Here is a 14,627-nt window from a genome sequence, read left to right on the forward strand (position 1 = left end):
CGCCGCCGGCTGTCGGCGGCAACGGAAGGAGGCAGAGATGGCTGAACGGTCTTTTGCCAAGGAAGTCGAAAAGCTGAGGCTCGGCGCCGGCGAGGAATTTGCCGGCGAGGGCATCCTCGCCATCACCAAGGCGCTGCTGCAATGCGGCGTCGGCTATGTCGGGGGCTATCAGGGCGCGCCGATCAGCCATCTGATGGATGTGTTGGCCGATGCGCAGGACATTCTGGGCGAACTTGGCGTGCATTTCGAGGCCAGCGCCTCGGAAGCCACCGCCACAGCCATGCTCGCCGCCTCGGTGCATTACCCGATCCGTGGTGCCGCGACCTTCAAGTCGACGGTCGGCACCAATGTCGCTTCCGACGCGCTGGCCAATCTCGCGTCCGGCGGCGTCACCGGCGGCGCGCTGATCATCGTCGGCGAGGACTATGGCGAGGGCTCCTCCATCATGCAGGAGCGCAGCCATGCCTTCGCCATGAAAAGCCAGGTCTGGCTGCTCGACCCGCGCCCCAATTTGCCATCCATCGTCAAGGCGGTGGAGGATGGTTTCGAGCTGTCGGAAATCTCCAACACGCCTGTCATGCTGCAGGTGCGCATCCGCTGCTGCCACGTGCATGGCCATTTCATCGCCAAGGACAACAAGCGGCCGCCGATGACGGTCGCCGATGCACTCGAAGCGCCACGCCGCGACACCGGACGCATCGTGCTGCCGCCCGCCTCCTTCCTGCACGAGAAGGAGAAGGTACAAAAGCGCTGGCCGGCGGCGGTGGATTTCATCACCAGGAACAAGATCAACGAGTTCTTCGGCTCGGACCACGGCTCGGTCGGCATCGTCATGCAGGGCGGCATGTACAATTCGGTCATCCGTGCGCTGCAGCGGCTCGGCCTTGCCGACACCTATGGCGACACGGATGTGCCGCTGTACGTGCTCAACGCCGTCTATCCCTTGACCGACGACGAGTTCCTCGCCTTCTGCGAGGGCAAGCAGGCGGTGCTGGTGGTCGAGGAAGGCCAGCCCAACTACATCGAACAGGCTTTTGCCGCCATGCTGCACAAGGCGGGGCGCGGCACCAGGCTGGTCGGCAAGGAGCATCTGCCGATGGCCGGCGAATATACCGGCCAGGTCATGCTCGACGGCATCGGTGCCTTCCTGCGCGCAGAAGCCCCGCATCTTTTGCCGGGCGAGGTGCGCGCGCCCAACAAGGTTGGCGACGGCGTCGACACGGCTGATCTGATCAACGTGGTGCCAGGCCGTCCGCCCGGCTTCTGCATCGGTTGCCCCGAGCGGCCGATCTTCGCGGCGACCAAACTGGTCGAGCAGGAACTCGGCAAGCATCACATCGCTTCCGATATCGGTTGCCATTTGTTCTCGATCATGCCGCCTTTCGAGCTCGGCGCCACCACGATGGGCTACGGACTGGGGCCCGCCTCGGCCTCGGCGTTCAATTCGCCCGACGCCAAGCGCCGCTCGATCTCCTTCGTCGGCGACGGCGGCTTCTGGCACAACGGCCTGACCTCCTCAATCGGCAATGCGGTGTTCAACAAGAATGACGGCGTCATCGTCATCGTCGATAATTTTTACTCGGCCGCCACCGGCGGGCAGGACATCCTGTCGTCGCGCGCCGGCAACAGGACCAAGTCGACCAAGCATCCGATCACCGAGGCGGTGAAAGGCATGGGCGTCAAATGGCTGCGCCATGTCGACCGCACCTATGATGTCGGCAAGATGCAGGACACGTTGCGCGAGGCGCTGACGGCGGACGAGAAGGGGCCAAAAGTCATCGTCGCTTCGTCGGAGTGCATGCTCAATCGCCAGCGCCGCGAAAGGCCGCTGGTCGACAAGGCGATCAAGGATGGGACAAGGGTCGTCAAGCCGAAGTTCGGCGTCGACGAGGACATCTGCACCGGCGATCACGCCTGCATGCGGCTCTCCGGCTGCCCGTCGCTGTCGGTGAAATCGCTCGACGATCCGCTGCGCGACGATCCGGTCGCATCGATCGACCAGAACTGCGTCGGCTGCGGCAATTGCGGCGAGGTGGCGGACGCCGCCGTGCTCTGCCCGTCCTTCTACCGTGCCGATGTCGTGCACAATCCAAGCCGCTGGGACCGTTTCCTGGAAGCGACGCGCCGCGCGACGATCGGCTTGCTGCAGAGGCGGCGCGAAAGCCGGCGCCTGATATTCGCCGATGCTTGAGCCTGTTCATTCCTTGCATCCCAGGCCCGGTGCTGCCGATGAGCCGGTGATCAAGCTTGCCGTGCTGGCAGTCGGCGGCCAGGGCGGCGGCGTGCTGGCCGACTGGATCACCGATGTCGCCGAGCGCAATGGCTATGTCGCGCAATCGACCTCGGTCGCCGGCGTCGCCCAGCGCACCGGCGCCACCATCTACTATATCGAAATGGCCCGCGACACCGGCCGCCTGCCGGTCTTCGCGCTGTCGCCCTCGCAGGGCGATGTCGACATCTTGATCGCCGCCGAACTGATGGAAGCCGGCCGTGCGATCATCAGGGGGTTCGTCACCCCCAACCGCACGACGCTGATCGCTTCCTCGCATCGCATCGCCGCCGTGTCGGAAAAGATCGAACCGGGCGACGGCCGCGCCTCGTCGTCCAAGGTTCACGCCACGGCGGAAACCGCGTCGAAGCGCTTCATCGCTTTCGACATGGAAAAGATCGCGGCCGACAACGGCTCGATGATCTCGGCCAGCCTGCTTGGCGCGCTGGCCGGCTCCGACGCACTGCCGTTTACCCGTGAAAGTTATGAACAGGCGATCGGCACCGGCGGCCGTGGCGTCAAGGCCAGCCTCGCCGCCTTTAGCGCGGCGTTCGATCGCGCGCGGGGCCTGGCGGCAGCACCTTCGTCAAGGCCGGCGGAGCCAGCGATTGTCGAATCCGTCCAGGGTACCGGGCGCGTGAGCGGTCCGCAAAATCTGCTGCAGGGATGGCAGGCGCTGGTTGCTCGCATCGACCTGATGCCCCTGGCCGTGCGCGACATGGCGCTTCGCGGCCTGAGAAAGGTCGTCGACTATCAGGACATCGCCTATGGGCGCGAATTTCTCGACCGGCTGGATAAGGCCGTCGCGCTGGACAGCGCCGGCCACGCTCATGTTCTGTCCATCGCCGCGGCCAAGCATCTGGCCAATGCCATGTGCTATGACGACATGATCCGCGTCGCCGATCTGAAGACGCGCTCGACCCGCGACAGGCGGGTCCGCAAGGAGGTTGGCGTCAAGGAGGGTTCGGTCCTGCAGGTGACCGAATATTTCCATCCCCGCATCGAAGAGTTCTGCGGCACGCTGCCGGCGGGGCTCGGCGGCTACATAGAGAACCGGCCCAAGCTCGCCGGGTTTCTCGACCGCCGCATCAACCGTGGCCGCCGCATCCGCACCGACAGCTTTGCCGGCTTTGCCGCCCTGTGGTTCATCGGCGGCCTGCGGCGCTGGCGCCGCGGCCTGCTGCGCCATAAGGTCGAGCTTGCCCATCTCGATCGTTGGTACGCACTGGCGCTTGGCTACGTGCCGGCAGATTACGCGCTTGCCGTCGAAATCCTCAACTGCCGCCGGCTGATCAAAGGCTACAGCGACACCCATGTGCGCGCCCAGTCGAAATTCGACCGCGTACTCTCTGCTCTCGACCTGCTCAAGGGCCGCGACGATGCCGCCGACTGGATCCGCCGCCTGCGCGAGGCCGCGCTGAAGGACGAGAAGGGCGACATGCTCGACGGCGCGCTGAAGACCGTGGCGACGTTGGGGTCATCTCCAATCACCTGAGTTTCAGCGGGTGACCTCCGCCGATCGCGCCGACCAACCGCCTTCGTGACTCTGGCCACGGCAACACGGCTGGCCGCCACCGTCGCATCTCCTCGCTCATCAATCCACTCTCTTGTGAACGGCGTTCATTTTTAGCTTGAACATTGTTCACGTTGTGGTAAGTTGGGGCCATGAACATCGTTCATAGGGAGAAGCGGAAATGTTGAACGGCTCCACAGATACCGGGCAGGGCCGCTGGCCGAAACGAGCCTGGACTTGCGATCGCTGCGAAGATCAGACGCGGTAAGAAGTTTAACCAGCTCACATTATTACAACGATTGAAACAGCGGATGAAACCGCGGGGACCACCGGAGCATCGCCGCGTGATTCTGCCAAATGGGAAATCGCCATGAACACGCATCTCCTGCTTTCGCGGCGCTTCGCGCCGCTTTTCTGGACGCAGTTCCTGTCCGCCTTCAACGACAATTTCCTCAAGAACACTCTGGTGTTCCTGATCCTCTTCACACTGGCCGCCGATCAGGCGGCTTCGCTGGTCACCTTGGCCGGCGCCGTGTTCATGGCTCCGTTCCTGCTCCTGTCGGCGCTGGGCGGCGAGATTGCCGACCGCTTCAACAAGGCGCTCATCGCCCGCCGGCTGAAATTTGCCGAGATCGGCGCCGCCGCCGTCGCGGTCGTCGGCATCGCGCTTTCGTCGATCCCGGTGTTGATGACGGCGTTGCTGATGTTCGGCGTCATCTCGGCGCTGTTTGGGCCGATTAAATACGGCATCCTGCCCGATCATCTCGAGCGCAGGGAATTGCCCCGCGCCAACGCCTGGATCGAGTCGGCGACCTTCGCCGCCATTCTTGGCGGCACGATTGTTGGCGGCGTGGTCTCCGCCGACGGCATTGGTGTCGCCGTCTTCGGCCCGATGATGATGATCCTGGCGGTCGGCTGCTGGGCCGTCAGCCGCTCCATCCCTTCGACCGGCTCCGCCGCGCCAAACCTTGTCATCGACTGGAACATCTTCCGCTCGACATGGCGGCAGGTCAGCGAATTGCGCACCGACACGCGCATCTGGCGCGCCGGATTGATGACCTCGTGGTTCTGGCTGATCGGCGCCATCGTGCTTTCGATCCTGCCCACGCTGATCAAGGATCAGCTCGGCGGCAACGAGATCGCGGTCACCGCCTATCTCGCGGTGTTCGCCGTCTCCATCGCCATCGGCTCGGCGATCGCCGCCTGGATGTCGCAGGGCCGCATGGTGCTGCTCCCGGCACCGGTCGGAACGGCGCTGCTGGCGGTGTTCGGCTTGCACCTTGCCTGGACGATCTGGAGCATGCAGCCTTCGCCCAAGGCCGAAACCGTTGGCCTCTTCTTCGCCGGCCCGAACACCATCCGCGTTGCGATCGATCTTGCCGGCATGGCCATTTCCAGCGCCTTCCTGGTCGTGCCGACCTTCGCCGCCGTGCAGGCCTGGTCGCCCGAGGCGCGCCGCGCCCGCGTGGTCGCCGCTGTCAGCATCGTCAACGCCGGCTTCATGACGATGGGCGGCATCCTCGTCGCCGCCATCCAGGCCGCGGGCGTCTCTATTGCCAGCGTGCTGTTCGGGCTTGCCGCCTTCAATGCCGTGGCCGCCTGGCTGATGTTGAAATATCTGCCGACCAACGCCTTCCGCGACTTCGTCTCCATTCTCTTCCGTGCCTTCCATCGTCTGGAAGTGGAGGGCCTGGAAAACCTCAAGGCCGCGGGCCCGGCGCCGATCCTGGCGCTCAACCATGTCAGCTTCCTCGACGGCCCGCTGGCGCTGACGCTGACCGATGAAGAGCCGGTCTTCGCCATCGACTACACGATCGCGCAGGCCTGGTGGATGAAGCCGTTCCTCAAATTGACCCGCGCCCTGCCGCTCAATCCGGCCAAGCCGATGTCGACGCGCACGCTGATCAAGATCGTGCAGAACGGCGATCCGCTGGTCATCTTTCCCGAGGGCCGCATCACCGTCACCGGCGGGCTGATGAAGGTCTATGACGGCGCCGCCATGGTGGCCGACAAGACCGGCTCGATGGTGGTGCCGATCCGTATCGAGGGGCTGGAGAAAAGCCCCTTCTCGCGGCTGACGGCGCAGCACGTGCGCCGCCGTCTGTTCCCGAAGGTCAGGGTGACCATACTGCCGCCGGTCAAGCTCAAGGTCGACGACGGGCTGAAGGGACGCAAGCGCCGGGCCGCCGCCGGTGCCGCGCTCTACCAGGTGATGTCAGATCTCGTCTTCCGCACCCAGCATATCAACAAGACCGTGCTCGAAAGGATCATCGAGACGGCGACCGAGCGCGGCATGAAGCAACTTGCCGTGCAGGATCCGGTCGCCGGTTCGCTGAGCTACGGCAAGCTACTCACTGGCGTCGCGGTGCTCGGCGAGAAGTTCGAGACGCTTTATGCCGGACAGGACACGCTCGGTATCATGCTGCCCAACGCCAATGGCGCCTGTGCCGCGCTGCTCGGCGTCATGTCGGCCGGCAAGGTCCCGGCGATGATCAACTTCACCGCCGGTGCCACCAACATCCTGTCCGCCTGCAAGGCGGCGCAGGTAACCACCATTCTGACCTCGCGGGCCTTTGTCGAGCAAGCCAAGCTTGGCGCGATCGTCGAGGAGGTCGGCCGGTCGGTCAACATCGTCTGGCTCGATGATCTGCGTGCAACCATCGGCCTCAAGGACAAGCTGCTTGGCCTGTTGCGCAAGAGCACGCCCAGGGTTGCCCGCAAGGCCACCGACCCGGCCGTGATCCTGTTCACCTCGGGCTCCGAAGGCACGCCGAAGGGCGTGGTGCTCACCCATCGCAACATCCTGGCCAATGCCGCGCAGGCCGCCTCGCGCATCGATTTCCACTCGGGCGACAAGGTGTTCAACGTGCTGCCGATCTTCCATTCGTTCGGGTTGACGGCGGGGACGGTGCTGCCGCTGGTGTCTGGTGTTCCCATCTATTTCTACCCGTCGCCGCTGCACTACCGCATCGTGCCGGAACTGGTCTACGCCTCGAACGCGACGATCATCTTCGGCACCGACACCTTCCTCAGCGGCTATGCGCGCACCGCGCATCCCTATGATTTCCGCTCGGTGCGCTATTGCTTTTCCGGTGCCGAGCCGGTCAAGGCCTCGACCCGCGAAACCTATATGGAGAAGTTCGGCCTGCGCATTCTCGAAGGCTATGGCGTTACCGAGACGGCGCCGGTGATCTCCATCAACACGCCGATGTACAACAAATCAGGCACGGTCGGAAAAATCATGCCCGGCATGGAATACCGCCTGGAACCGGTGATCGGCGTCGAAGGTGGCGGACGGCTGTTCGTGCGCGGCCCCAACGTCATGGCGGGCTATCTCAGGGCCGAAAAGCCTGGTGTGCTCGAGCCGCTGCAGGACGGCTGGCACGACACCGGCGACATCGTCAGCATCGACGATGCCGGCTTCGTCAGCATCCGCGGCCGCGCCAAGCGCTTTGCCAAGATCGGCGGCGAGATGATTTCGCTGGCTGCCGTCGAAGCATTGGCGGGCGAGCTGTGGAAAGGATCGCTCTCGGCGGTCGCGACAGTGCCGGACCTGCGCAAGGGTGAAAAGCTGGTGCTCATTACCGAAGCCGAAAAGGCGACGCGCGCCGAGTTTCTGGCTTTCGCCAAGGCAAACGGCGCCATGGACCTGACGGTGCCGGCCGAGGTGCGCGTCGTGGCGCATGTGCCGGTGCTTGGCTCGGGCAAGATCGATTTCGTCGGCGTGACCAGGCTGGTGCGCGGCGAAGACTTCGCGCCCGCCAAGGTCGAGGCCGCCTGATCACCGGCAAGAGCGAGACGGCGCCGCGGCAGAAAACGCGGCGTCGCTAGACGTCAGACAATCAGGTTCATCATCGGCTTCACCGCACCTGAGTCCGGAAACACCTTCTCGCCGAGCACCGCGGCCGAAAGTCCGAACTGGTCGGCGAGCAGGCCTTTCAGCACCGCCCTGACATCGCTGGTCGGCGCAAGGTCGCGTTGCTGGTAAAGTTGCGCGGGCTTCAGCCCCGGCCAGTCGGCGATGACGCGCCCGCCCTTGATCGCGCCGCCGGCGAGCAGCACCACGGTGCCGGTGCCGTGATCGGTGCCGACCGTGCCGTTGATCCGTGCCGTGCGGCCGAATTCGGTGATCGCGACGATGGCCGTATCCTTCCAGCGTTCGCCGAGACCTTTTTCGAATTCCTCGAAGGCGCCGTCGAGGCCGCCGAGCAAAGTGGCGAGCCGGCCGGTCGCGCCACCCTCGTTGACATGCGTGTCCCAGCCGTCGAAGGCGAGTGCCGCGACGCGCGGCCCGTCATCGGCCGCGATCAGCCTGGCCGCACCTTGCGCGGCCTGCCGCATGCCGGCGGCGCTGTCTAGGCCGCCTCTAGGCTTCATCGGCTTGGCGCCTATCTGGTCGTCGATCGCCATGCGATCGGCGTCGAGGCCCTTTCGCAGCGCCACCGCCAGCACCGGATCGCGGTGCTGGTAAAGATCGAGAACGCGCGTCGCGAGGTCGCCTGCGGGCGCCGGCAGCGATTGCGGCGCCCAGCCGAGCACCGGTGCCGCGCCACGGATCACCAGCGGCGTCGATGGTCCGACGGCCAGGCCGCCAAGCGTCGCCACGCGGTCGCCTGCCGGCAGGCTCTCCAGCGCCCGGTTGAGCCAGCCGGTGGCGACATGGCCGGGGCCGGCAAAGCCGCTTTCCAGCACATCCTGTCCGTCGAAATGCGAGCGCTCGCGATAGCCGGTCGCCGCCGCATGCACGACCGCCGCCTGGCTTGCCTTGAATAGGCGCGCAAACACCGGCATCGCCGGATTGACCCCGAAGAATGCATCGAGCGGCAGCGCCGCATGCGGACCGGAAAGCGACAGGGCGATGTCGCCATGCAGGCCGGCATAGTCGGGGTCGCCGACCGGACCGACCGCCGACAGGCCGTCCAGCGCGCCGCGCAGCACGATGACGATCAGGCGCGGGTCGCGGTTGTCGGCGGCACGGGCGAAGCGGGGCAGAAAGGCCCAGGCGAACAGCGCGCCGCCGGTCATCAGCACGGCGCGGCGGGAAGGGTGAGGGGTTTCACACAGCAGGCTCATGACCTCGTCTCCATGGGAGTTGTCGGCGCCGGACCTATCGCTCAAGCTATCGTCGCTGGAATTCGGGCGCCATCAGCAGCAGCGCCAGGCCTTGCTGCTTGGACTCGGCGCGGGCGACCGCCTGCCGCGTCTCCGGCGAGGCGGAGGGCCCGATGATCGCGTCGAGCATGTCGTTGGGATTGCCGATATCTTTCACTTGCCTGGCGGCCTGCCACGCGATGTCGAGGCGGATCTTCATGCCCTCGGCCGATGCCCAGCTGTCCGCTTGGTCGGAAAAGCCGTTCGGTCCCGGCGGCTGCCAGAGCGGCTCGCCCAGCGCGTTGAGCCAGTTGAGCGACTGGCCGGGATCGTTCGGTCCCGGGCCGGCCGCCCGCCTGATGGCAGCGACATAATCGAAGGGCGAGCGCATTTTGGCCAGGGGCGTCGACCACGCCTCCGGCAGGTCGATGAGCGCCGCCGCCAGTGCCCTGAGATTGCCGTCGTTCTTGACGAACACCTTTGCGAGACGGGCGACCGCCGCCGGCGGCGGGTCATCGGCTATGAAATGGCGGGCAAGTTGCGTGGCGATGTGTTGCGCGGTCGCCGGATGACGGGCGATGTCATTGAGCGCGGCCTCGGCCTGTCCCATGCCGCCGGCCGGATAGGTCTTGCCGAGCAGCACCGCGTCGCCCGGCTCGTGCGCATTGGCGTTGAAGACGGAACTGCCGGGTTCGCCCAGCCGTCCTTCCCGTCCGGCCATCGTCCAGCCGGTCAGGATGCGCGCGAAGCTGGTGACGTCGGCCTGGCTATAGCCGCTGCCGACACCGAGCGTGTGCAGTTCCAGGATCTCGCGGGCGAGGTTCTCGTTGAGGCCGCGCTGCCGGTTCTTGCCGGCGCGGGAGTCCGCGCCGATCGACTGCTGGTTGTCGAGATAGAACAGCATGGCCGGATGCCGCTCCACCGCCATGAGCATGTCGGCGAAGCGGCCGAGCACGAAGGGCCGGATGGCTTCCCGTTCGAAGGCCCCGGCGCTGGCGCGCACGATGTTGGCCTTGGCCACGGAGACGCAGAAATGGTTCGACCAGAAATAGACGAGGCGCTCGACGAAGCCGGCCCCAGCCTGCATTGCCATGTCGAAGCGCGCCTGTGCCTCGGCCCGAAACAACGTGACTTCGACGGGCGGCACGGCGGGTTTGATCTTGGCAGCGGCCGGGGCGGCGGGCGGCGACATGCCTGGTGCGGCGGGTGGCGGCATAACCGAAGCCGAGGCTGGCGTGCCCGTTGCCGGCTCCTCTGTCGCCATTCGCTCCCGGTCCAGCTTGCGCTGGAGATTCGCCGCCATGCTGGCCTGGATGGCAGGCGTGCTTCCCTTGAGATCGGCATAGGTGGGGTCGTCGAGCGATATCATGGCGGCGTCGGGCCGCCGCAGTTGCGCCTTGAGATAACCGCGTGGGTCGTTCGCCAGCCTGTCGCGGTCGCCGGGTCGTGCCCCGAGCCCGAAGCGGTTGAAGGCGATCAGGGCGGGATCCGGCGGCGCGGAATCTTTAGCCGGGGCTGCCATGTCAGCGCTCCATGGTTGGATCTCGCGCGAGGCGCGCGACGCCCGATTGGGCTGTTTCCCCAGCTTAGACCGGGGACAGGCGGCCGGGCAGGCGGGTGCCGCCCGGCCCCTCTCACGCGCTTACCAGCGGTTCCAGCGGTGCCAGTGGCGGTGCGGATGCCAGCCGTAATAAGCCGGGCCGTGCCAATAGCGGTAGCGCGGATACACCACGACACGGTTGGGAACGCAGCGCCCCCAGGGATTGGGATGCCAGCCGGGCCCGCAACCCCAGGCCACATGCTCGATCAGCGCCGGGGTGGCCGGTTGCGCCACCATCGGCATGGCGGCGGAGGTCGCGACGGTTGCTGCGGTTCCGGTCAAGGCGAGGACGGCTGCTGCCGCATACTGTGTCAGGCGGTTCATGACGTTACTCCGAATGTTGTCCGAGAATGAAAAACCTGTTCGCACCGATTGGTCCGGCAGGTCTGCCCTTCTCCCGGTTAAACGGCCCCCGCGGGCATTTTCCGTCGGTCGTCACGGCGATTTTTTTGGCTCTGCCTTCGGCTGCGGCCCGGCCCGCCTGGCCAGCCCTTCCGCCAGCACGGCGCGATCCGCGGCCGAACCCGCCGCCGCGAATTCGATGATGCGCTGCTCAAGCCGCGTGCGCACGGCGATGTCGGCGTTGCGGGCGCGCTCCAGCGCAGCCGATAGGGCCGCCGTGTCGACAATCGGCTGGCGCAGCAGGTCGGCTGCCTCGCGCCTGGCCTGCTGACCATCAAGGATAACCTGGCGGGATTCGCGCCGCACTTCGCGTAACGCCTTGCGGAACAGCATGCGCTCCTGGTCGGGAAGCCGGCCGCCGGCGGCTTCCAGCGAATAGCCCTGGCCGGGCTTGCCGCTCCTTATCCAGACGGCTCCGCCGGCAAGGGCCCCGGCCAGGAAGACATTCAGCACCACCGATGCGATGATGAGGTTGCGACCCATGCTCATAGGCTCTCCTCACCATTTTCGGCATCGGGCCCGGCATCGCCGAACGCCGTTACATTGGCATCCAGCACATAGTGATCCGATCCGGCTTCCGGCGTGACAATGCTCACCAACGCCAATCCGGCGACGGCGCCCGCCAGACCAATGCCGGCGAGTCCCAGACCCAGCCACCAGAACCGATGACGCCGGCGCTGGACGAGGTGCCGGTCGGCTGCGCGCAGGATGCTGCCGTGCAGCGCCTTGCCGGGATGCTGGACGCTATAGCTGTCGAGCAAGGCGTCAAGTGTGTCGGCCTGTCGCGAAATGGCCTGGCCCGCTTCGGTTGAAGCAAAGGCTATGGCGGCTTCGCGTTCCGCTTCCGGCCAGCGGCGCAAATCGCCGCCGTAGGCATCCGCCAGCGCCGCGAAACGCCTGGCATCCATTGCCGGCCCGTCTTCGATGTCTTCAGCCATTTGATTTCCCCTTGCACCTCGGTGCCGCGTGCCCACGCGGGTCGGAAACAACGCAGACCAACCGGACGCCCGCAAGGCGGGTTGAACGTACAGTATACGGGCGCGCGCGTTTCTCAGTCATGGCCGCCATCCCCAGCCAGCATCGTCTGCAGTGACCGCCGGCCGCGCGACAGCAGGCTCTCCAGGGCATCGACACTGATCTCCAGGGTCGCGGCCGCCTCGATGTTGGACATCTCCTGATAGTAGACCAGGATGATCGCCTCTCGCTGGCGTGGCGCGATTGCCTGTAAGGCCCGCTCGACCCGATGCCCCTCTTCGCCAGGATGGGAATCGGGAAGCGGAGCGGGGTCGACAATGTCCGGCATCTCGTCGGTCACCAATTCGCGTCGCCGGCGCAGCCGGTCGTAGCAAAGGTTGAGCGTGACGCGGTGGACCCAGGTGTCGAAGCGTGCATTGCCACGCCGCCACTTCGAGGCATGACGCCAGATGCGCATAAAGGTTTCCTGCGCGACATCCTCGGCTTCCGCCGCATCGCCCAGCATGCGCACGGCAAGCGAAAGGATGCGCGGCAGCTTGCGCGCGACGAGCGCCTGCACTGCCGCGGGATCGCCAGCACCGACCCGACGAACCAGTTCCTCGTCCGGATCGGCGCTCATCGGCTGGCGCACTCCCGATATGCATCACACGTCATAGCCTCTTGGTCACTGCTCCGGCTTGGGAGCGGATTTGTGGCTCGGCCTCTCGTCGGCCGTCAGAATGCCGTCGCCATTCTTGTCCAGCCTGGCAAAGCGCTTGGCGAAGAACGCATCGAGCTCGGCCCTGTCGATGAAGCCGTCATGGTTGGAATCGATGCGCGCGAAGGATTTGGCAGGGTCGCGCCTGACATCGCGTTTGGCCTGAAAGGCCTGCCATTCCAGCAGGCTGATCTTGCCGTCGCCGTCCGTGTCGGCGGCCATGATCGCCTTCTCCCGCCGTTTCTGGAACTTGGCCAGTGTGATGTCGAACTTGGCGGCCGACGATTTGCCAGCCGACGCGGCGGCCGGTGGCGACGCGGCGGCCGGTGGCGACGCGGCGGGCGGTGGCTGTGTCGCTGTCTGGGCCAGAGCCGCGGTGGTCAGCACGCTCAAGGCAGTGGCAAGGATCGAACGGCGTATCATGCTTCACGTCTCCGGTTGGCGCATTGCCATGGCCCAATGCCACGGTCACGCTTCAGCCGTTAAACGTCGTGATCATAAAAATCCGTCGGTCACCCTGCCGATCACGCGCTTGCCGGCGATGACGGACCGTGGCGGTCCCGGAAACGGCAGAACTCTTCGTCCGGTGCGTCTGGAGTCGCGCCGGTCCGGCTATCCCTTGGCTAAAGCGGGAATTACGTCGATTGGTCGGCGGCTACCAGCTGCTCCTGCTTGAACCCCGCATGTTGCGGGGTCCACACATCGCCCTCGCGGTTGAACCAGTGGCAGAGATACATGCCGGAAGCGGCGCCGTCGCTGACCGTCATCCTCGGGCCTCCCGACCTAAGCTTGACGACGTCTCCGGTCTTGAAAGTGTTAGGCATTTTGACCTCCCATGCTGACGCCGCGAGTTTCACATCAAACCCCGGTCTCGACAATGGCGGATATGCTTCGCCGGCGTCGCGATCCACTGCACGGGCAGCGACGCAGGTGCTGATTGCAGCATGCGGGTGGACAAGAGGAACTGGTGCCGCTTAGGTGAGGTGATAGCTCTCAAAAAAAGCGATCCAAGATCAAGTACTTAAGCGGTCGTTGGCTGCAATTGTGTAACATCCCTGTGTCACAAAATTGCTCCCAATGCAATTGATTGCACTACCGCTCACCAATGGGCCGAAGCGATCTTCAACTCCTCAATCATTGGTTTCCATCCAGCCCAGATATCCTCAGGGTCCCAGATTGGGAGGGCGTTGGCGATGAGGTGCTTTTTATAGGCGCTCCGCCGATCTTTCGGAAGCAATGCTAGTGCCGCTGCTAGTCCTCGCTTTTCAACGCTGTCGCTGAACAACGCCCACTCTCTTTCCTTTGCCGAGTTGGGTGGGCAAGGCAGCGCGATCAAGAATTTGGTGTCAGCAAATGGATTTCCTAGGGTGGGGAGGGAGGGCAGTTTCAGGCCCCCTGGTTTTAGTTTGCGCTCAATGCGTAGGGACTGAGGTATGTCCTGTCCAAGCTTTGCCCGCTTCTTGGTGCGGTCGTAGATCGCGATCTGATTGCTCTTTGGCTTGCCGAAGTAGATCGTTTCTATCTCTCCGCTGGGAAACAGCCGCAGCATATGTGCTGGCTTCTTCGGCAGAAAGTGGATGCTGTCCATCGTTAGGCTCGGCAGATCGACGGCAACGTCGATACGGGTAATCCGTCCATGCTTCACGACGTACTCCCACCCGTCCGACACAATCGTGTTAATCGCGGCATGGAGTTCCATCATTCCAGCGGCACCGAGATCAACCGGTACAAAGTTGAGCCTCAGTTTTGCGATGCGCTTCGTCGTCGGTAGGTGTCTGACGAAAAGTGTCGGGCGCTTCTTCTCTGTCTCAATGCTGGACAGAACAATACGTTTGGCCACGTTAAAACCTGTACCGGCTGCCTTCTTCTCCGCAGCGGGTGGAGCCGCCCTTCGCCGGGACCTTGATTTTGATTGGCATCCAGTGTCCGCGCTGACCAACTCAGTTGGTGAGAGTTTATGCGGACGCAGTTAACATAAGCCAAATCGAAGATAGTCTAATTCAGAACCAGATAAAATACTACCCCGCCAAGGGAATGACCTACTCCACAGACAACCGCAAGCGGCCCGGTTTCGCCATGA

At 64.8% G+C, this 14,627-nt stretch carries 12 protein-coding genes; 3 read left to right on the forward strand and 9 right to left on the reverse strand.

The window, feature by feature from the left end:
- The first annotated feature begins 37 nt into the window (after positions 1 to 37).
- The 3 genes from O7A60_RS10200 (at position 38) to O7A60_RS10210 (ending at position 7,563) form a co-directional block, all read left to right on the forward strand.
- Entirely contained in the window at positions 38 to 2,191 is a 2,154-nt protein-coding gene (locus tag O7A60_RS10200; RefSeq protein ID WP_337106137.1) for an indolepyruvate ferredoxin oxidoreductase subunit alpha, read from the forward strand.
- Positions 2,184 to 3,764, forward strand: a complete 1,581-nt coding sequence (locus tag O7A60_RS10205; RefSeq protein ID WP_337106138.1) for an indolepyruvate oxidoreductase subunit beta family protein — start codon at positions 2,184 to 2,186, stop codon at positions 3,762 to 3,764. Before O7A60_RS10200 ends, O7A60_RS10205 begins: the two co-directional genes overlap by 8 nt.
- Before the next feature lie 388 nt (positions 3,765 to 4,152).
- Positions 4,153 to 7,563 (forward strand): acyl-[ACP]--phospholipid O-acyltransferase, encoded by a 3,411-nt coding sequence (locus O7A60_RS10210; protein ID WP_337106139.1) that lies wholly within the window; start codon positions 4,153 to 4,155, stop codon positions 7,561 to 7,563.
- A gap of 53 nt (positions 7,564 to 7,616) precedes the next feature.
- On the opposite strand, the gene O7A60_RS10215 is transcribed toward O7A60_RS10210, so the two are convergent.
- The 9 genes from O7A60_RS10215 to O7A60_RS10255 form a co-directional block, all read right to left on the reverse strand.
- Positions 7,617 to 8,855 (reverse strand): DUF1501 domain-containing protein, encoded by a 1,239-nt coding sequence (locus O7A60_RS10215; RefSeq protein WP_337106140.1) that lies wholly within the window; start codon positions 8,853 to 8,855, stop codon positions 7,617 to 7,619.
- Between the two features lie 46 nt (positions 8,856 to 8,901).
- The gene (locus O7A60_RS10220) at positions 8,902 to 10,395 is read right to left on the reverse strand and encodes a DUF1800 domain-containing protein (RefSeq protein ID WP_337106141.1); all 1,494 of its coding nucleotides are present in this window, start codon (positions 10,393 to 10,395) and stop codon (positions 8,902 to 8,904) included.
- A 120-nt stretch (positions 10,396 to 10,515) separates the two neighbouring features.
- A complete protein-coding gene (locus tag O7A60_RS10225) occupies positions 10,516 to 10,797 on the reverse strand; it encodes a GCG_CRPN prefix-to-repeats domain-containing protein (RefSeq protein ID WP_337106142.1) in 282 nt (93 codons plus the stop codon).
- A gap of 111 nt (positions 10,798 to 10,908) precedes the next feature.
- Positions 10,909 to 11,364, reverse strand: a complete 456-nt coding sequence (locus tag O7A60_RS10230) for a periplasmic heavy metal sensor (protein ID WP_337106143.1) — start codon at positions 11,362 to 11,364, stop codon at positions 10,909 to 10,911.
- Positions 11,361 to 11,813, reverse strand: a complete 453-nt coding sequence (locus tag O7A60_RS10235) for a hypothetical protein (RefSeq protein WP_337106144.1) — start codon at positions 11,811 to 11,813, stop codon at positions 11,361 to 11,363. The genes O7A60_RS10230 and O7A60_RS10235 overlap by 4 nt, the downstream gene beginning before the upstream one ends.
- Positions 11,814 to 11,926: 113 nt before the next feature.
- A complete protein-coding gene (locus O7A60_RS10240) occupies positions 11,927 to 12,469 on the reverse strand; it encodes an RNA polymerase sigma factor (RefSeq protein WP_337106145.1) in 543 nt (180 codons plus the stop codon).
- Between the two features lie 45 nt (positions 12,470 to 12,514).
- Positions 12,515 to 12,970: an EF-hand domain-containing protein gene (locus O7A60_RS10245; RefSeq protein WP_337106146.1), complete on the reverse strand. Its 456-nt coding sequence runs from the start codon at positions 12,968 to 12,970 to the stop codon at positions 12,515 to 12,517.
- 212 nt (positions 12,971 to 13,182) lie between these two features.
- Positions 13,183 to 13,371 (reverse strand): YodC family protein, encoded by a 189-nt coding sequence (locus O7A60_RS10250; RefSeq protein ID WP_027142105.1) that lies wholly within the window; start codon positions 13,369 to 13,371, stop codon positions 13,183 to 13,185.
- A 275-nt stretch (positions 13,372 to 13,646) separates the two neighbouring features.
- Positions 13,647 to 14,387 (reverse strand): hypothetical protein, encoded by a 741-nt coding sequence (locus O7A60_RS10255; protein WP_337106147.1) that lies wholly within the window; start codon positions 14,385 to 14,387, stop codon positions 13,647 to 13,649.
- Between the last annotated feature and the right edge of the window lie 240 nt (positions 14,388 to 14,627).

Source organism: Mesorhizobium salmacidum (SeqCode), from assembly GCF_037179605.1.
Classification (GTDB): Bacteria; Pseudomonadota; Alphaproteobacteria; order Rhizobiales; family Rhizobiaceae; genus Mesorhizobium; species Mesorhizobium salmacidum.

Coding starts and splice junctions, on each gene's coding strand:
- O7A60_RS10200 (WP_337106137.1), top strand. CDS start 38: ATGGCTGAACGGTCTTTTGCCAAGGAAGTCGAAAAGCTGAGGCTCGGC.
- O7A60_RS10210 (WP_337106139.1), top strand. CDS start 4,153: ATGAACACGCATCTCCTGCTTTCGCGGCGCTTCGCGCCGCTTTTCTGG.
- O7A60_RS10205 (WP_337106138.1), top strand. CDS start 2,184: ATGCTTGAGCCTGTTCATTCCTTGCATCCCAGGCCCGGTGCTGCCGAT.
- O7A60_RS10235 (WP_337106144.1), bottom strand. CDS start 11,813: ATGGCTGAAGACATCGAAGACGGGCCGGCAATGGATGCCAGGCGTTTC.
- O7A60_RS10225 (WP_337106142.1), bottom strand. CDS start 10,797: ATGAACCGCCTGACACAGTATGCGGCAGCAGCCGTCCTCGCCTTGACC.
- O7A60_RS10240 (WP_337106145.1), bottom strand. CDS start 12,469: ATGAGCGCCGATCCGGACGAGGAACTGGTTCGTCGGGTCGGTGCTGGC.
- O7A60_RS10230 (WP_337106143.1), bottom strand. CDS start 11,364: ATGAGCATGGGTCGCAACCTCATCATCGCATCGGTGGTGCTGAATGTC.
- O7A60_RS10245 (WP_337106146.1), bottom strand. CDS start 12,970: ATGATACGCCGTTCGATCCTTGCCACTGCCTTGAGCGTGCTGACCACC.
- O7A60_RS10250 (WP_027142105.1), bottom strand. CDS start 13,371: ATGCCTAACACTTTCAAGACCGGAGACGTCGTCAAGCTTAGGTCGGGA.
- O7A60_RS10220 (WP_337106141.1), bottom strand. CDS start 10,395: ATGGCAGCCCCGGCTAAAGATTCCGCGCCGCCGGATCCCGCCCTGATC.
- O7A60_RS10215 (WP_337106140.1), bottom strand. CDS start 8,855: ATGAGCCTGCTGTGTGAAACCCCTCACCCTTCCCGCCGCGCCGTGCTG.